The organism is Leptobacterium flavescens, assembly GCF_010671605.1.
Lineage (GTDB): Bacteria > Bacteroidota > Bacteroidia > Flavobacteriales > Flavobacteriaceae > Leptobacterium > Leptobacterium flavescens.
The window spans coordinates 480,033-496,310 of the sequence record NZ_JAABOO010000002.1 but is presented as its reverse complement, the minus strand read 5'-3'; the positions used below and the strand labels follow the sequence as shown (position 1 = coordinate 496,310).

The following is a 16,278-nucleotide window of genomic DNA, read 5'->3' as shown; positions in this document are numbered from 1 at the left end:
TAATCAATTAAGAATAAGATAATCTTTATGAAATTATTAGAAGGAAAAACAGCTATCATCACAGGTGCCAGTAGAGGTATTGGAAAAGGAATCGCCCAGGTTTTTGCAGAGCAGGGAGCCAATGTTGCGTTTACATACAGTTCATCGGTAGAAGCAGCTCAGGAATTAGAGAAAGAGCTGAACGGATATGGAGTTAAAGCCAAAGGCTATCAGTCCAATGCCGCCGATTTTGAGCAGGCACAGAAACTGGCAGAAGATGTTGTTAAAGAATTCGGAAGTATAGATGTACTCATTAATAATGCCGGTATTACCAAGGATAATCTCCTGATGCGTATTACCGAAGAAGATTTTGATAAGGTGATCGAAGTAAACCTTAAGTCGGTATTTAATATGACCAAAGCTGTGCAGAGAACCATGCTTAAGCAGCGTAAGGGATCGATCATTAATATGAGTAGTGTGGTAGGAGTTAAAGGAAATGCCGGACAGACCAATTACGCAGCTTCCAAGGCAGGAATACTTGGTTTTACTAAATCGGTTGCCCTGGAGCTTGGTTCAAGAAGCATCAGATGTAATGCTATTGCTCCTGGTTTTATCGAAACGGAAATGACTGCAAAACTGGATGAGAAAGTTGTTCAGGGATGGAGGGATGCAATTCCGTTAAAAAGAGGAGGAACAACTACAGATGTTGCCAATACATGTTTATTCCTGGCATCCGATATGTCTGCCTATGTTACCGGTCAGGTAATCAATGTAGACGGTGGGATGCTTACCTAATCACATATAAATGAAAACTCAACTCAAAACTTTAACGTTTATCGTTAGCTTTTTCTTCTTTTTATCCCTCTCGGCTCAGACCGATTGGGTAACTATTAAGATCGAAGGAGAAGGTTACAGGGTGGATTTTCCATCCCAACCAAAAAAACAAACCAATACGATACCGAGTCAGATCGGGGACCTGGAGATGAAATTCTATATTCTGGATAACTCCTTTAACCCGAATGATGACAATCTGGTATATATGTCGGCCTTTACGGCCTATCCGGAGGAATATATGTCTAATGAAGATCCGGGTTTTAAAGATACTGTGTTGGATGGGGCAGTTAATGGTGCTGTAACCAATGTAAACGGAAAACTCCTTTCCAAGGAAAACATATTTTTTAATGGTTTTCCGGGGAGGACGGCTAAAATAGAGATCCAGGGGAGTACGATTATCAATCAGAAAATAGTGCTGGTAGATAATTTACTCTATATATGCCAGATAATCTGTATGGCAGATAAGGATGATAATAAGAGTATGAAAGCCTTTTTCGATTCTTTCGATCTGATCAAGGTAAAAAAATAAACGCTATGATTTATGTAACTACAGACTATGTTGCAGGCAGGGAAATAGATCAGACCCTCACGGTAGTGAGAGGAAGCTCGGTCAGAGCCAGAGATTTTGGCCGGGATATTTTTGCCGGTCTTAAAAACCTGGTGGGAGGAGAGATCTCCGAGTATACCAAACTGCTTGCCGATGCCCGCGAACAGGCAATTAAAAGAATGCTGGATGATGCATCCCGCTTAGGAGCAGATGCGGTAATAAATGTAAGGTTTATGACATCGCAGGTAATGCAGGGAGCATCCGAAATACTGGCTTACGGTACGGCCGTAAAATTAAAATAGTAAAGATGGAGGGATTTATACTCTTGATTTTTGCACTGTTTGCCGGCTTGAGTTTACTGGCTGTGTTGGTTTATTTCATAGTAAAGCGTATAGAGGAGAAGAACAGGGAAGATTTTGAGAAAAGAGATTATTAATGACGACGCAGACAATTAGCCTTCTTATTTTAACCGCAGTACTCTCTGCTATTGTAGTTTTTTTTCAGTATTTCAGATCTAAAGAAAATGCACCGGTCAGAAATAAACTGATATATGCAATTCTCAGGTTTATAAGTGTTGCTACTATTTTACTGCTCATCTTTAACCCGAAATTCAGGAAGAAGAACAACTATATTGAAAAAGCATCGCTTATCGTAGCTGTCGATAATTCTTCTTCGGTACCTTTTCTCGGTCAGGATGGATCAAGCACGGATTTTATTGAAAAAATAAGAAGCAGTAATTCTATTAACGACAGATTTGATCTGGAGTTTGTCACCTTCGGGAATTCCCTGAAAACCAACAGCAACTTCGACTATGGAGAAGGGCAGACCAAAATAAATGAGGCGCTGTCTTCTTTGGGAAAAGTATACAAGACCAAAAAAGCCCCGGTACTGCTTATTTCTGATGGAAACCAAACCTATGGTGAAAATTACGCGTATAGTTCCGTTAATTACCCTCAGGAGGTTTTTCCTGTTGTTTTGGGAGATACGGTAGAGAAAACAGATCTTAAGATCTCGCAGCTCAATGTTAATAAATACGCTTTTCTAAAGAATGAATTCCCTGTAGAACTGATCCTCAATTACAACGGAGATAATGCGATCGAAACAAATTTCCAGATCAAAAAGGGAAACAGGGTTCTCTTTAACCAGAGGCTGCAGTTCTCCCCTTCTAAGAAATCCGAGATCATATCTACAACTCTTTCTGCAGATGCCGAAGGAACCCAGTTATATGCTGCCGTTCTTCAACCTTTAGCCAACGAGCAGAATACAATAAATAACACCAAGGAATTTGCAGTAGAGGTCATAGATCAGAAAACCAATATCCTTATAATTTCAGATATTGTTCATCCCGATCTCGGGGCATTAAAAAAGAGTATAGAAAGCAACGAAAGAAGGAAAGTAGATATTGAAAAAACTTCTATAGATGTTCAGAAGATAAATGATTATCAACTGGTTATATTGTATCAGCCCAATTCGCGTTTCAGGAATTTCTTTACGGAACTGGAGAGATCAAAGGCCAATAATCTTATTATTACAGGAACAAAAACCGATTGGAATTTTCTTAACAACATTCAACAGAACTTCAGGAAGGAATACAGTCGCCAGCGGGAGGATGTACAGGCCGAATTAAATACGGCTTATAGTAACTTTGCCCTGAATGACCCCGGTTTCCGGGAATACCCTCCTCTGGAGGATTTTCTGGGAGATATCCGCTTCAATATTCCTTTTGAGACCATATTAAATCAGACGATCCGCAATATAGAAACAGGAAACCCTTTACTTTTTACCACAGAAGAAGATGGGAAGCGTCAGGCAGTGCTCCTGGGAGAGAATATCTGGAGGTGGAGGGCTCAGAATTACCTGGATACCAAAACTTTCAGAGATTTTGATGAGTTCTTCGGTAAACTTATCTTCTACCTGGCTACCAACAAAAAACGGAATCGCCTGGATGTGAATTTTGAATCTTTCTACAACGGAAACACCGAAATAAGGATTTCCGCTCAGTATTTCGATAAGAATTACGAATTCGATCCGAATGCAAATGTCTTTATTGACCTGAAAAACACTTCAGATAATAACTCCCGTACAGTCCCCATGCTTCTTAAGAACAATTATTATGAAGTAGACCTAAGCGGGCTTCCTCCGGGAGATTACGATTTCACGCTCAGGGTTCAGAATGAGCAGCTGAGCAGAGCGGGAAGTTTCAGGGTTCTGGACTTTGATATTGAAAAGCAATTTTTAAATGCAGACCTTGACAAACTGAGCAAATTAGCGGAGAATTCCGGGGGCTTATTGTTTTTTCCTGATCAATTCGATACCTTAGAGCAAGAACTTTTAAGCAGAGACTCTTTTAAACCCGTACAAAAGAATAAAGAAGAGATCGTTCCCCTTATCGATTGGAAATATCTATTGTTGCTAATAATGCTTTCTCTGACCGCCGAATGGTTTTTGAGAAAGTACAACGGATTAATTTAATTAAATAAAAAACTAAAAAATGGAGAAATTACCTAAAATAGGTTTGCCGGTATTGATCATATTTATACTGGGAATCATTTTTATTTACAAATCTACAGTTACCATTGGCTCAGGTCAGGCAGGTGTATTGTATAAAACGCTTGGAGGAGGGGTGGTGACTGAAGCTCCGCCTTTAGATGAAGGTTTTCAGTTGGTAGCACCCTGGAACAGGGTTTTTATCTATGAAGTAAGACAACAGGAATTGTCCGAAACAATGGATGTATTATCATCTAACGGATTGGAGATCAAACTAGATGCTACCGCATGGTATCAGCCGGAGAGAATTTCTCTTGGAAAGCTGCATAAGGAAAAAGGAGAGAACTATGTAGATCGTATCCTTCGCCCTGCTATTCGTTCGGCGGCAAGAAGTGTCGTAGGACGTTATACTCCGGAACAATTGTATTCCAGTAAGCGTGATGCGATCCAGGAAGAGATCCAGATCGAAACCGAAAAAATACTTAACGGACAATACATTCAACTAAATGATATACTTGTACGGGATGTAACTTTACCTCCTACGATCAAAGATGCGATCGAGCGTAAACTCCGCCAGGAGCAGGAAGCTCTGGAGTATGAGTTTAGATTGGAGAAAGCCAAGCAGGAAGCCGAGCGTCAGCGTATCGATGCGGAAGGAAAGGCTAATGCAAACAGGATATTGAGTGCTTCCCTTACCGATAAGATCCTTCAGGAAAAAGGTATTGAAGCTACCCTGGAGATGGCTAAATCGCCTAACAGCAAAGTAATTGTTATAGGTAGTGGTAAGGACGGGCTTCCGATTATTTTAGGAAACCAGTAATCCCTGCGCTGTAAAATATAAAAGACCTTCAATGAAGGTCTTTTTTTTATTCGTCTTGTTCCTGCTGTTGTTCTTTCATGAGGTTGGCGGCCTGTTTCATCCAGTCATCTCTTTTGATCCTTCCGGGAAAGAATTCGATCAGCTGAGTTACCGTATCTATATCGTGATCCCTGAATTTGCTGATCTGCTTATAGGTATAGACACCTATTCCGTTTAGCTTTCTCTCGATAAAAGGTCCGATCCCGCTTATCTTTTTCAGATCGTCCTTTTCAGCTTCACTGGCCACGCCTATGCTTCCGAAATTAAGTTCGAGTTTAGGGCCTTTGGAGGCTTTAACGCCTTTAAACATCTGAAGATTGTCTGTTTCACCCATAATGGCTTCGCCTTTGCGCGCCATTGTCTTTACGGCTCTTATTCTGCTTTCTTGTGTTTGAGGGGCTTCTTCTTTACTTTTCTGTTTGTATTCTTCCAGCTCATTCTCATATCTGTTCCTGTAATATCTTCTGGAAAACAAATAGCCGATCAAAAAACAAACAAAACAAATCAGGAACGCTACTACAAATTCTATAGCTGTAACAGGTTGTAATTTGATAATCATTTTAGGTATAGTCTTTTTAGTTTATTTTGATTTCAATCCTTCTGTTCTTTCTTCTGCCTTCCTGGGTCCGATTGTCGTCAATCGGTTCGTTTTCACCCCTGGAAATAGCAGTGATCTTATCGCCGGAGACTCCCTGAGAAACCAGATAACGCATAACGCTGTTAGCTCTTTGTTGTCCGATCCATTCGTTATCTTCGCTTTCACCCACATTATCGGTATGACCTATAATGGTTACTTTCTTGGCCGGATACTTTTCGAGATAGTTCTTTAATTCGATCGTATAGCCCAGTAAGCTGTTGTCCGGCCTGAAGTCATTGGATGCAAAGCCCGAATAAAGGATCTTGTTGGCAATACCTTTTTCTACCCTGGAACTTCTTTCCTCCGGAATTTCCCTGTAGGAATAGGTGATCCCTCCTTCAAAAACACCTTCATTATATATGAGGTCCGACAGTTTCGAACTTACCAGCACCCTGTCTGTATTTAAACCATAGCTGACCAATTCCTGTTTTAACTTACCGGCCCTGGCCAGCGCCGTAGAATCGGTTTCCTGCTTTGTATAAAGCCCGGTTAGGACCAGTTCCTGTTCCTGATTGCGGTTTAAAAAATCAAAAAACGATTGCTTAACCGAATCTAATGCAGGAAGAAATTCGATTTCCCCGCTGTTTTCCCGGATAATAACACCTTTAATATTGTTTTGTATGATTTTAGGGGGAACAGCTTTTGTTACGACCTCTTCTTTAGCTTCTGTTGCCTGTACCGCTTCGGCTTGCTCTTCAAAACACAAACCTTTAAGCTTACAGCTGTAAAACCAGATACCCAAAGCAGACCATAGAAGAAAAATAGTGAATGCTATGAGGAAATTTTTCATATAAGCTGTTAATTTAGAGTAAATAAAAATAGGAATTCATTTTTATTTAGCAATTATAACTTTTTAAAAATAGCGATAAGGAGTGTTACTAATTTAAATTAAAGTTACATATCTGTTAAAAAAAACAATTTTTCTTGTTTGTCTGATCCAATTTAAATTACATTTGTACTGACAAAAGAAAAAAATGAATCTTAATCAATTACATCATCATCATTTTCACATGGTCGCTCAGGCGAGGTGAGAATGATATGTCTGTAAAAAACACATATATAAACCCGTTTGAGTAGCTTCAGGCGGGTTTTTTTATTGTAGCCTGTGCTATTCGGACACAACTAATTAAAAATGAAAAAAATTAAAATTGCTATTCAGAAATCCGGAAGGCTTCACGATGATTCCCTCAAGCTTTTAAAAGATTGCGGAATATCGATAGATAACGGAAAGGATCAGTTAAAAGCCTCCGCCAGGAACTTCCCCATGGAAGTACTTTATCTCAGGAACGGAGATATCCCGCAATACCTGAAAGACGGAGTGGTTGACATTGCCATCATAGGGGAGAATTTGCTAATTGAAAAAGGAAAAGAGATCAAAACAGTAGAGAGGCTTGGTTTTTCCAAATGCCGTGTTTCCCTGGCTGTTCCGAAATCTTCAGCAGATGATTCTGTAAACAGCCTGAACGGGAAACGGATTGCCACTTCCTATCCGAATACCGTTAAAGCTTACCTGGAGGAGAAAGGGATCAAAGCAGACCTGCATATCATTAACGGTTCTGTAGAGATAGCGCCTAATATCGGTCTTGCCGACGCCATTGTGGATATTGTTTCGAGCGGAAGCACCCTCTTTAAGAATAACCTCAGGGAAGTGGAAGTGTTGCAGAAGAGTGAGGCCGTACTGGCAGTTTCGCCTAGAATTAGTGATGAAGACCAGGAGACACTTAACAAACTTCAGTTCAGGATACAATCGGTTTTAAAAGCCAGAAGTTCCAAATACATTCTCCTGAATGCACCCAATGAAAAAATAGAAGCCATCAGCAGAATACTTCCGGTATTAAAAAGCCCGACGGTATTACCGCTGGCCGAAGAGGGATGGAGCTCCCTGCACTCTGTAATAGACGAAGGTACCTTCTGGGAAGTTATAGATGAGTTAAAGGCCAATGGGGCCGAAGGAATACTGATATGTCCAATCGAAAAAATGGTGTTATAATGCAAAAAATATACAAACCAAAACGAGAAAACTGGTCAGAGATCCTGAAAAGGCCCACTCAGACCGTAGAAGATATTGAAGCCACCGTTAATGAGATCTTTAATGAGGTAAAATTAAAGGGTGATGAGGCTATTGCAAAGTACACAAGCCTTTTTGACGGAGTGGCACTGCCCGAAACCAATGTGCTTCCGGAAGAGATCGATGCAGCTGAATCTCTTATAAGTGATGACTTAAAACAGGCGATCCGTCTGGCTAAATCGAATATTGAAAAATTTCACAAGGCACAAAGCACACAGAAAATACAGGTAGAGACCGTAGAGGGTGTATCCTGCTGGCAGGAAAAAAGACCTATTCAGAAGGTGGGACTTTATATACCGGGCGGTACAGCTCCCTTGTTCTCAACTATTCTGATGCTGGCGGTGCCCGCCAAACTTGCGGGCTGCGAAGAGATCGTATTATGTACCCCGCCGGATAAAGAAGGGAAAGTTAACCCGGCTATTCTTTATACCGCAAGCCTCTGTGGTGTAACCAGCATAAACAAGGTGGGAGGGATCCAGGCTATTGCAGCAATGACCTTCGGAACCGAAAAAATATCAAAGGTCTATAAGATCTTCGGACCCGGAAATCAGTTTGTAACCGTGGCAAAACAACTGGCTACCAAATTCGGGGTGGCTATTGATATGCCTGCCGGCCCCAGTGAACTGCTGGTAGCAGCAGATGACAGTTCCAATGCCTCCTTTGTAGCTTCGGACCTTTTGTCTCAGGCAGAACACGGTACGGACAGCCAGGTGATCCTGGTAAGTACTTCCGAAAAACTTATTCAGGAAGTGGAAGGTGAGATCGAAAACCAGCTGGAGCAGCTACCGCGTAAGGAGATAGCCAGGAAGGCTATTGACAATTCCAGGCTTATCTATATGGAAGATCATAAAACAGCTCTGGAGCTGATCAATGAATACGGACCGGAACACTTTATTATCTGTACTTCCGAAAATGATTATTATATTGATAATATCCAGAATGCAGGTTCTGTATTTATCGGGAATTATACCCCGGAAAGCGCGGGTGATTACGCTTCCGGGACCAATCACACCCTGCCGACCAACGGTTATGCCAAGCAGTATAGCGGTGTAAACCTGGACAGCTTTATGAAATCGATGACTTTCCAGGAGATCTCCGAAACGGGGATGAAGAATATCGGGCAGGCTATAGAGTTAATGGCGGAAGCAGAAGGGCTACAGGCCCACAAAAATGCAGTAAGCCTGAGACTTGAAACCTTAAAAGGATAACAGATGAACAGGACTACCGACATAACAGCCCTGGTACGGCCGAATATCATGAAGCTGAAACCCTATTCTTCAGCCAGGGATGAATTCGATCAGAGTGAAAGGGAGATGGTTTTTCTGGATGCCAATGAAAACCCCTTCGAGAATGGAGTGAACCGTTACCCGGACCCTCAGCAAAGAAGCCTGAAAACAGAACTGGCTTCTATCAAAGGAACAGAGAGTTCTCATATCCTTCTCGGAAACGGAAGTGATGAAGTACTCGATCTTATATTCAGGGTATTTTGTGAGCCCGGAAAGGATAATATCATCAGCTTACCTCCAACTTACGGAATGTACTCCGTACTGGCAGCTACCAACGATATAGAGAACAGGGAGGTATTGCTGACAGGCGACTTTCAACCCGATGTAAATAAGATACTCAATGCAGTAGACGAGCAAACAAAGATCGTATTCCTGTGTTCTCCGAATAACCCGACAGGCAATTCCTTTTCAGAGGAAGCCGTTACCGCTTTACTGAACGGGTTTAAGGGAATGGTGGTGATAGATGAGGCTTATATCGACTTCTCCGAAAACGAAAGCTGGCTAAACAGGCTAGAGGACTATCCCAACCTGATCGTTACCCAAACCCTTTCCAAGGCGTACGGGGTTGCCGGGATCAGGATCGGAGTGTGCTATGCTTCTTCTCTGGTGATAGAACTGTTAAACAAGATCAAACCTCCGTATAACGTCAACAAACTGTCTCAGGAAAGAGCTTTAAAGCGACTGCTGAACAGGGAAGAGGTAGAAAAAGAGGTACAGCTGATCCTGGGAGAAAAGCAAAAACTGTACAAGGCTTTGGAGAATGTTTCTTTTGTGAGGGAGCTGTTCCGGTCGGATGCTAACTTTATCCTGGCCCGTGTTGACGATGCTACCAGGAGATACGATCAGTTGATAGCTGCAGGAGTAGTGGTAAGGAACAGGACTTCTCAGCCCTTATGTGAAAATACCTTACGCTTTACGGTAGGTACCTCCGAAGAGAACGAACGGCTTCTCGAAGCTTTAAAAAAATTAGAACAGTAAAAGATGAAAAAAGTTTTATTTATAGATAGAGACGGGACGATCATCAGAGAGCCATCTGACGAACAGATAGATTCTTTCAAAAAACTGGCTTTCTACCCCGGGGCATTTACCTATCTGGGTAAAATAGCGGCCGAACTGGACTTCGAATTGGTAATGATCACCAACCAGGACGGTTTGGGGACCGATGTCTTTCCGGAAGACACCTTCTGGCCTGTACAGGATTTTATCGTGGAAAGCTTTAAAAATGAAGGAGTTGTTTTTAAGGAGATCTTTATAGACAGGACCTTTGCCAAAGACAATGCACCTACCAGAAAACCAAATACAGGGCTTCTTACCGCCTATTTTTCGGATGAATATGACCTGGAGAATTCCTTTGTGATCGGCGACAGGCTAACGGATATTGAACTGGCCAAAAACCTCAGTGCAAAAGGTATTTACATCAACGATGAAACCTATCTCGGGAATGATGAGATAACGGTAAAAAGAGAAGAACTCAATTCTTATATCGCGTTGGAGACCAACGACTGGAAACAGATCTATGAATTCCTGAAATTAAGCGACCGAACTGCGGAGATCTCCAGAAAGACCAACGAGACCGATATTCAGATCGCTCTGAACCTGGACGGAAGCGGAAAAAGCAAAATAGATACGGGGATAGCCTTTTTTGATCATATGCTGGACCAGCTGGCCAGGCACGGGCAAATGGACCTCGAGATCAGCGTTAAAGGCGATCTGGAAGTAGATGAGCATCACACCATAGAAGATACGGCCATTGCACTGGGAGAGGTTTTTAACAAAGCCCTGGGCAATAAGCTGGGAATGGAAAGATACGGTTTTTGCCTGCCAATGGATGATTGCCTTGCACAGGCAGCTATCGATTTCGGTGGAAGGAACTGGTTGGTCTGGGAAGCCGAATTTAAAAGGGAAATGATAGGAAAAATGCCTGCCGAGATGTTCTTCCATTTCTTTAAGTCCTTTACAGACGGGGCAAAAGCCAACCTGAATATAAAGGCAGAAGGCACGAATGAGCACCACAAGATCGAAGCTATTTTTAAAGCTTTCGCAAAGTCGATAAAAATGGCGGTAAAACGGGATGCGGAAAAAATGATTTTACCATCAACAAAAGGAGTATTGTAAACTGATGAAAATAGTAATAATAGATTACGGAGCCGGAAACATTCAGAGTATCAAATTTGCTATTCAGCGGTTGGGCTATCAAGCAACACTCAGCAGTGATCCGGAAGAAATAAAGGCAGCAGACAAGGTTATTTTCCCCGGTGTGGGGGAAGCGAGTAGCGCTATGCAAAAGCTGAGGGCAACCGGGCTGGATAAACTGATCCCGCATTTAAAACAACCGGTACTGGGTATCTGCCTTGGAATGCAGCTTATGTGTAATTATTCCGAAGAAGGAAATACGGAAGGCCTTGGGATCTACGATATTGATGTGGTTAAATTCACCGGGGTTGCAAAAGTCCCTCAGATAGGATGGAACCAGATAACAGAACTGAATTCCCCTCTTTTTGAAGGTATAGACGAGAAAGAACATATGTATCTGGTACATAGTTTTTATGCGCCGAAGAATGAAAATACGGTGGCCGTAACCGATTATGAGACCGAATACGCTTCAGCTCTGCAGAGAGATAACTTTTACGGGGTACAGTTTCACCCGGAAAAGAGCGGGGAAGCCGGAGCGAGGATTTTAAAGAACTTTCTGGAATTATAGAATATGGAAAAACTGGATGTAAACCAACTTACGGAGGGGATCACGGAAAAGTGGAAGAACTTTCCTGTGAGTGAGATCAATGATCATGTGGTGCGCTTAAGCGTACTGGAAAAAGATTTTTTCTGGCATAAACACAGTAAAAGCGATGAATTCTTCTATGTGATCAGCGGGCAGCTCTTTGTTGATTTTGAGGACCGGACGGAAGAACTTACCGAAGGGCAGATGATCAAAGTCCCCAAAAATGTAATGCACAGAACGCGTTCGAATGTCAGAACCACCATTCTGTGTTTTGAGACCATAGATAATGACGTAATGGGAGATGAATCCTAAAGATTAAGGAATTTATGAGAATTATACCGGCCATAGATATTATAGAAGGTAAATGTGTTCGCTTATCAAAAGGCGACTATAACACCAAAAAGATCTATAACGAAAACCCCCTGGAAGTAGCCAAAGAATTTGAGGATCACGGAATACAGTATCTTCATTTGGTTGACCTTGACGGGGCGAAAAGCAAGCATATAGTAAACCACAGGGTACTGGAGCAGATAGCCTCTAAAACCAGCCTTAAAATCGATTTTGGAGGGGGATTAAAGTCCGATGAGGACCTTCGGATCGCTTTTGAGAGCGGAGCTTCCCAGATAACAGGAGGCAGCATCGCGGTAAAAGAACCTGCAACCTTTAAGGAATGGATAAAAAAATACGGGGATGAGAAGATCATTCTCGGGGCCGATGCCAACAATGAGAAGATAGCGGTAAGCGGATGGCAGGAGGAATCGGATCGGGAACTTATTCCCTTTATCCGCTCTTATCGTAAGGAAGGGATAGGATATGTGATCTGTACCGACATCAGTAAGGACGGCATGCTGGAAGGGCCGGCCTTTGATCTGTATCAAAAGATACTAAGGGAAACCGAAGGGGTTAAATTAATTGCATCCGGAGGAATATCCCATTTTGATGAACTGCCGAAACTGGCCGAAATAGGCTGTGAAGGCACGATCATCGGTAAGGCTATCTATGAAGGACGGATAGCCCTTAAACAACTGGAAAATTACATTATAGCACAATAAGCTAAAAGAAAAAGATAAAATGCTTACTAAAAGAATTATTCCCTGCCTCGATATCAAGAACGGGCGAACCGTTAAAGGGGTGAATTTTGTAGATCTGAGAGACGCGGGAGATCCGGTGGAGCTTGCGGCGATCTATGCCGAAAAAGGAGCTGACGAACTGGTATTCCTGGATATTTCAGCTACGGAAGAAAGGAGAAAGACCCTGGCAGATCTGGTTTTGCGGGTTGCGGAAAAGGTAAATATCCCTTTTACGGTAGGAGGAGGGATCTCCTCTGTGGAAGATGTGGACGTTCTGCTGAAATGCGGTGCAGATAAGGTTTCGATAAACTCGTCGGCTGTAAGAGACCCGGAACTGATCAACAGGCTGGTCGCCAAATTCGGCTCTCAGTGTATTGTTGTGGCTATAGATGCCAAACAAATAGACGGTGAGTGGAAAGTACACCTGGTAGGAGGTAAGGTGCCTACAGAACTCAATTTATTTGAGTGGGCAAAGGAAGTTGAAGAAAGAGGTGCCGGGGAGATACTTTTTACTTCTATGGATAACGACGGGACCAAGGACGGCTTTGCGAATAAAGCCCTGGCCAGATTGTCGGAAGAGCTTAATATTCCGGTCATTGCATCCGGAGGAGCCGGAAAGGTTCAGCATTTTATCGATACCTTTAAGGAAGGAAAAGCCGATGCCGCACTGGCAGCAAGTGTTTTTCACTTTAAGGAGATCGAAATAAGAGATTTAAAAGAAGAATTAAACGAAAACAAGATCCCGGTACGCCTTTAAGATACCGGATAAAACAAAATAAAAGTGGAAATAGACTTCTCAAAAAATACGGACGGACTCGTGCCGGCTATTGTCCAGGATGCCATCACTAAAAATGTGCTGATGCTGGGATATATGAATGAAGAGGCATATAAGAAGACATTGGAAACGGAAAAAGTAACTTTTTTCAGTCGCTCCAAGCAACGTTTATGGACCAAAGGAGAGGAAAGCGGGAATTTCCTGAACCTGGTAGCGATAAAAGCAGATTGTGACAATGACAGTCTGTTGGTAAGTGTTCTCCCGGTAGGGCCAACCTGTCACAAAGGAACGGATAGTTGCTGGGGAGAAGAAAATATTCAGGACTACGGATTTGTCACTCAGCTGGAAGCGATCATAACCAATAGAAAAGAAAATGCTTCGGATCAGAATAGCTATGTGGCATCCCTTTTCAGGAAAGGAATAAACAAGATAGCACAGAAAGTAGGTGAGGAGGCTGTTGAAACTGTGATCGAGGCTATGGATAAAAATGACGAGCTCTTTCTGAATGAAAGTGCTGACCTCCTGTTTCACTATTTAATACTGTTGCAGGCTAAAGGATATAAGCTGCAGGATATTGTAGATGTATTAAAAAGCAGGCACTAAGGTCTAGTCCTGCTTTGCTTTAACAAGCTCATTTACCCATTTACCATTTTTGGATTCGCCTAAAACAATAACGTCTTTAGTTCTTTCGTACTCCTTGATGCTTTGTTGCATCTGCTTTTCTGTATCTCTTCTGAGTTTTATTCCGCTTGTTTTAGAACCTTTATTCCTTATCTCTATATAAAAGCCATCCTTAAAACGAATTGGCTTTGTTGCCGGTCTTCCCATAAAATAAAATATTCTTATTATACCCTTCGGTATGTTAAATAAATATACAAAAGTATTCAAAATTTAACAGTTCTTTTCCTAACAAAGCGTTAAACTTATTTGTTTTTAATCTAAATAAGCCAGTAACAGGCATTTACGCTTCTCTAATAACCTTTTGAAAACTAATTACTTGAGATGTTTTTTGACCGAAAACACTGGATTCTTACAAAAAAACCACAATTTTATTATTTTAGGACTCAATACAAATAAGCAAACCCCTTTAGCATGAATAATGCGTTCCCCGACCAGATTTACAATGGTATTATCCTTTGTTTAAGTATTCAGCTCATCCTTATTGGGGTCTTTAAAATACTAAAAAGAGAGAAAAGAGCACTCATGCTGGGGATCTTTTGCCTCTTATTGGGATTGGGGTTTTTTAATAATCTCTTTTGGAATTACGTCAAGGTCAATGCTTTCCTCACCATCCTGATAGGAGGAGGAAAGGATGTGCTTTTCGGCCCTCTGCTTTTTTTGTATATAGCTTTGCTCAACGAATCCAGGGGTTCCAACCGGTTTATCCTGAGTCACCTCTCGGGACCTCTTCTGGTGCACCTGTTTTATATTGGGATTAAAGTACTTTTTAAGGAATTCTATATTGAGAATTATTTTGTTGTTGTAAATATCCTTGCAACTTTTAAGCTGTTTTTCCTTATTTATTTCCTGTTCCTGGGGATACTATTGTTCAGAAAAGAACTCAACGATTCCCTGAAACCAGATGTCAGAAAGCGTTATAAGATATTTTATTTTGGTCTTAACGCCTATTTTTTGGTTTTAGCAGTTTACGCCATTTCAACGAACTTCTTTTTTAATATGGGCGATTTTTTCCTGTTCTTGTCCCGGTATTTCTTTATTCCCGTCAGCCTTATTGTCAATACCTATGTGGTTTTGTTTGCCCTTACGGAATCCAAGCGTTTCCGGGCTCTTTTTGTCAAAAACAAATTGTTTAAGGAAGACAGGTATATAGATGAGGATCACGATATCTCCCGGGTTTTTCATAAGAGTTTTTACGAAGATAAGATCTTCAGGGAACCGGGACTGACCATAGATAAAGCTGCACAGGAACTGGAGGTGTCTAAAAATGTACTGAGAATATACCTGAAACAGGAATACGACACGAACTTCAAGGAATTCATCAATAAGCTGAGGGTAGAGGAGTTTAAAGAGTTATTAGGGCAGGAATCCAACAGATCGTACAGCCTGGTAGGAATATCATCTATGGTGGGCTTTCAGTCGAATGCCACGTTTTTTCGTGTTTTTAAGCAATTAGAGGGGATGACCCCTAAAGAATATCAGAATAAACTTGGTAGTGCATAAAATTTAACCACTTTTGCATTAGTTTATAAAACCAAAATATCTTGAAGCGTTATTATTATTTGATCGGTATACAGTTCCTGGGGTTTCGCTACCACGGATGGCAGAAGCAACCCAAGCTGAAAACCATACACGAAAGAATAGATAAAACACTGAAATTCATCCTGGGGGATGTGAAGTTCAAGACACTTGGTGCCAGCAGGACCGATGCGATGGTATCGGCACTTGAAGCCGGAGTGGAATTGTTTATAGATGAAACGCCTATTGAAAACACAGAAGATTTCCTGAAACTCTTAAATGTAAATTTACCTTCTGACATTAAAGCGATTAGCATTGCCCAGGTAAATAAAAAATTCAATATCATTCAGGATGTGGATTTTAAGGAATACAGGTATTTGTTTTCCTTTCCCTCTAAAAATCACCCTTTTTGTTCAGCCTTTATGGCTAATTTTCAATCGCCTCTGGATATCGAGATCATGAAAGAGGGCGCACGTTTGTTTGAAGGCCGTCATTATTTCAGGAGCTATTGTGCCCGTCCCTCCGAACAGACAGACTTTGAGCGGGAGGTCTTTTTATGTGAATTGATCCCGAATACCGAGTTTACTGCCAGTTTTTTCCCGGAAAAGAGCTATATCCTTAAAGTCTCCGGCAAGGGTTTTATGCGCTACCAGGTAAGATTAATGATGGGAGCTCTTGTCCTTCTTGGGAAAGGAGAGATCGATCTGGATTTTATAAAAAACAGCTTAAAGCCCGGCAGCGAGCAACTGGTGCGCTATATTGCCCCGGCTTCGGGTCTGCATTTGCACAAACTGAGCTTTGATTTCCAAAAAAGCAAATAA

At 41.7% G+C, this 16,278-nt stretch carries 20 protein-coding genes; 17 read left to right on the top strand and 3 right to left on the bottom strand.

All coding sequences use genetic code 11. From position 1 onward, the window contains the following. The first annotated feature begins 27 nt into the window (after positions 1-27). From fabG to GWK08_RS09905, 6 genes are read left to right on the top strand one after another with little or no spacing between them, the layout of a single operon-like run. Positions 28-774 (top strand): 3-oxoacyl-[acyl-carrier-protein] reductase, encoded by a 747-nt coding sequence (gene fabG, locus GWK08_RS09925; protein WP_163606885.1) that lies wholly within the window; start codon positions 28-30, stop codon positions 772-774. A 10-nt stretch (positions 775-784) separates the two neighbouring features. Then, positions 785-1,342, top strand: coding sequence for a hypothetical protein (locus tag GWK08_RS09920; RefSeq protein ID WP_163606883.1), 558 nt, complete (start codon positions 785-787; stop codon positions 1,340-1,342). A 5-nt stretch (positions 1,343-1,347) separates the two neighbouring features. Next, entirely contained in the window at positions 1,348-1,662 is a 315-nt protein-coding gene (locus GWK08_RS09915) for a YbjQ family protein (protein ID WP_163606882.1), read from the top strand. A 5-nt stretch (positions 1,663-1,667) separates the two neighbouring features. Continuing rightward, positions 1,668-1,796 carry a hypothetical protein gene (locus GWK08_RS19325; protein ID WP_262887802.1) on the top strand — a complete coding sequence of 43 codons (129 nt, stop codon included), beginning with the start codon at positions 1,668-1,670 and terminating at the stop codon, positions 1,794-1,796. Beyond that, entirely contained in the window at positions 1,796-3,832 is a 2,037-nt protein-coding gene (locus GWK08_RS09910; protein ID WP_163606880.1) for a VWA domain-containing protein, read from the top strand. Before GWK08_RS19325 ends, GWK08_RS09910 begins: the two co-directional genes overlap by 1 nt. Before the next feature lie 19 nt (positions 3,833-3,851). After that, positions 3,852-4,667, top strand: coding sequence for a prohibitin family protein (locus GWK08_RS09905; protein ID WP_163606878.1), 816 nt, complete (start codon positions 3,852-3,854; stop codon positions 4,665-4,667). A 46-nt stretch (positions 4,668-4,713) separates the two neighbouring features. On the opposite strand, the gene GWK08_RS09900 is transcribed toward GWK08_RS09905, so the two are convergent. Together GWK08_RS09900 and GWK08_RS09895 are read right to left on the bottom strand one after the other, a co-directional pair. Next, a complete protein-coding gene (locus GWK08_RS09900) occupies positions 4,714-5,265 on the bottom strand; it encodes a hypothetical protein (protein ID WP_163606876.1) in 552 nt (183 codons plus the stop codon). 16 nt (positions 5,266-5,281) lie between these two features. Continuing rightward, on the bottom strand, positions 5,282-6,133 hold the full coding sequence (locus GWK08_RS09895) for an OmpA family protein (protein WP_163606874.1): 852 nt from the start codon (positions 6,131-6,133) through the stop codon (positions 5,282-5,284). 342 nt (positions 6,134-6,475) lie between these two features. On the opposite strand from GWK08_RS09895, the gene hisG reads away from it, so the two are divergent. The 9 genes from hisG to hisIE are packed head-to-tail and all read left to right on the top strand — an operon-like array spanning position 6,476 to position 13,864. Next, a complete protein-coding gene (gene hisG / locus GWK08_RS09890) occupies positions 6,476-7,333 on the top strand; it encodes an ATP phosphoribosyltransferase (RefSeq protein WP_163606872.1) in 858 nt (285 codons plus the stop codon). Further along, entirely contained in the window at positions 7,333-8,619 is a 1,287-nt protein-coding gene (gene hisD / locus GWK08_RS09885; RefSeq protein ID WP_163606870.1) for a histidinol dehydrogenase, read from the top strand. The genes hisG and hisD overlap by 1 nt, the downstream gene beginning before the upstream one ends. 3 nt (positions 8,620-8,622) lie before the next feature. Beyond that, positions 8,623-9,675, top strand: a complete 1,053-nt coding sequence (gene hisC / locus GWK08_RS09880; protein WP_163606868.1) for a histidinol-phosphate transaminase — start codon at positions 8,623-8,625, stop codon at positions 9,673-9,675. Between the two features lie 3 nt (positions 9,676-9,678). Next, complete coding sequence (gene hisB, locus GWK08_RS09875; protein WP_163606866.1) at positions 9,679-10,812, top strand: bifunctional histidinol-phosphatase/imidazoleglycerol-phosphate dehydratase HisB; 1,134 nt, start codon at positions 9,679-9,681, stop codon at positions 10,810-10,812. A gap of 4 nt (positions 10,813-10,816) precedes the next feature. Then, positions 10,817-11,398: an imidazole glycerol phosphate synthase subunit HisH gene (gene hisH, locus GWK08_RS09870; protein WP_163606864.1), complete on the top strand. Its 582-nt coding sequence runs from the start codon at positions 10,817-10,819 to the stop codon at positions 11,396-11,398. A 3-nt stretch (positions 11,399-11,401) separates the two neighbouring features. After that, entirely contained in the window at positions 11,402-11,728 is a 327-nt protein-coding gene (locus GWK08_RS09865) for a cupin domain-containing protein (RefSeq protein ID WP_163606862.1), read from the top strand. 14 nt (positions 11,729-11,742) lie between these two features. Continuing rightward, positions 11,743-12,468 (top strand): 1-(5-phosphoribosyl)-5-[(5-phosphoribosylamino)methylideneamino]imidazole-4-carboxamide isomerase, encoded by a 726-nt coding sequence (gene hisA / locus GWK08_RS09860; protein ID WP_163606860.1) that lies wholly within the window; start codon positions 11,743-11,745, stop codon positions 12,466-12,468. Between the two features lie 19 nt (positions 12,469-12,487). Further along, positions 12,488-13,243: an imidazole glycerol phosphate synthase subunit HisF gene (hisF, locus tag GWK08_RS09855; RefSeq protein ID WP_163606858.1), complete on the top strand. Its 756-nt coding sequence runs from the start codon at positions 12,488-12,490 to the stop codon at positions 13,241-13,243. Positions 13,244-13,267: 24 nt separating this feature from the next. Continuing rightward, entirely contained in the window at positions 13,268-13,864 is a 597-nt protein-coding gene (gene hisIE, locus GWK08_RS09850; protein ID WP_163606856.1) for a bifunctional phosphoribosyl-AMP cyclohydrolase/phosphoribosyl-ATP diphosphatase HisIE, read from the top strand. Positions 13,865-13,867: 3 nt separating this feature from the next. Here hisIE and GWK08_RS09845 read toward each other — a convergent pair whose 3' ends face one another. Then, a complete protein-coding gene (locus tag GWK08_RS09845) occupies positions 13,868-14,149 on the bottom strand; it encodes a hypothetical protein (protein ID WP_317168147.1) in 282 nt (93 codons plus the stop codon). A gap of 204 nt (positions 14,150-14,353) precedes the next feature. Between GWK08_RS09845 and GWK08_RS09840 the strand changes: the two genes are divergently transcribed. Together GWK08_RS09840 and GWK08_RS09835 are read left to right on the top strand one after the other, a co-directional pair. After that, a complete protein-coding gene (locus GWK08_RS09840; protein WP_163606854.1) occupies positions 14,354-15,442 on the top strand; it encodes a helix-turn-helix transcriptional regulator in 1,089 nt (362 codons plus the stop codon). Between the two features lie 41 nt (positions 15,443-15,483). Then, on the top strand, positions 15,484-16,278 hold the full coding sequence (locus GWK08_RS09835; RefSeq protein ID WP_163606852.1) for a tRNA pseudouridine synthase A: 795 nt from the start codon (positions 15,484-15,486) through the stop codon (positions 16,276-16,278).

What these genes read in the sequence shown, in the direction of transcription:
- hisD (WP_163606870.1), top strand. Translation starts at nt 7,333, where the DNA reads ATGCAAAAAATATACAAACCAAAACGAGAAAACTGGTCAGAGATCCTG.
- GWK08_RS09905 (WP_163606878.1), top strand. Translation starts at nt 3,852, where the DNA reads ATGGAGAAATTACCTAAAATAGGTTTGCCGGTATTGATCATATTTATA.
- GWK08_RS09920 (WP_163606883.1), top strand. Translation starts at nt 785, where the DNA reads ATGAAAACTCAACTCAAAACTTTAACGTTTATCGTTAGCTTTTTCTTC.
- GWK08_RS09915 (WP_163606882.1), top strand. Translation starts at nt 1,348, where the DNA reads ATGATTTATGTAACTACAGACTATGTTGCAGGCAGGGAAATAGATCAG.
- hisC (WP_163606868.1), top strand. Translation starts at nt 8,623, where the DNA reads ATGAACAGGACTACCGACATAACAGCCCTGGTACGGCCGAATATCATG.
- hisG (WP_163606872.1), top strand. Translation starts at nt 6,476, where the DNA reads ATGAAAAAAATTAAAATTGCTATTCAGAAATCCGGAAGGCTTCACGAT.
- hisA (WP_163606860.1), top strand. Translation starts at nt 11,743, where the DNA reads ATGAGAATTATACCGGCCATAGATATTATAGAAGGTAAATGTGTTCGC.
- hisF (WP_163606858.1), top strand. Translation starts at nt 12,488, where the DNA reads ATGCTTACTAAAAGAATTATTCCCTGCCTCGATATCAAGAACGGGCGA.
- GWK08_RS09900 (WP_163606876.1), bottom strand. Translation starts at nt 5,265, where the DNA reads ATGATTATCAAATTACAACCTGTTACAGCTATAGAATTTGTAGTAGCG.
- hisH (WP_163606864.1), top strand. Translation starts at nt 10,817, where the DNA reads ATGAAAATAGTAATAATAGATTACGGAGCCGGAAACATTCAGAGTATC.
- hisB (WP_163606866.1), top strand. Translation starts at nt 9,679, where the DNA reads ATGAAAAAAGTTTTATTTATAGATAGAGACGGGACGATCATCAGAGAG.
- fabG (WP_163606885.1), top strand. Translation starts at nt 28, where the DNA reads ATGAAATTATTAGAAGGAAAAACAGCTATCATCACAGGTGCCAGTAGA.
- GWK08_RS19325 (WP_262887802.1), top strand. Translation starts at nt 1,668, where the DNA reads ATGGAGGGATTTATACTCTTGATTTTTGCACTGTTTGCCGGCTTGAGT.
- GWK08_RS09895 (WP_163606874.1), bottom strand. Translation starts at nt 6,133, where the DNA reads ATGAAAAATTTCCTCATAGCATTCACTATTTTTCTTCTATGGTCTGCT.
- GWK08_RS09865 (WP_163606862.1), top strand. Translation starts at nt 11,402, where the DNA reads ATGGAAAAACTGGATGTAAACCAACTTACGGAGGGGATCACGGAAAAG.
- GWK08_RS09910 (WP_163606880.1), top strand. Translation starts at nt 1,796, where the DNA reads ATGACGACGCAGACAATTAGCCTTCTTATTTTAACCGCAGTACTCTCT.
- GWK08_RS09840 (WP_163606854.1), top strand. Translation starts at nt 14,354, where the DNA reads ATGAATAATGCGTTCCCCGACCAGATTTACAATGGTATTATCCTTTGT.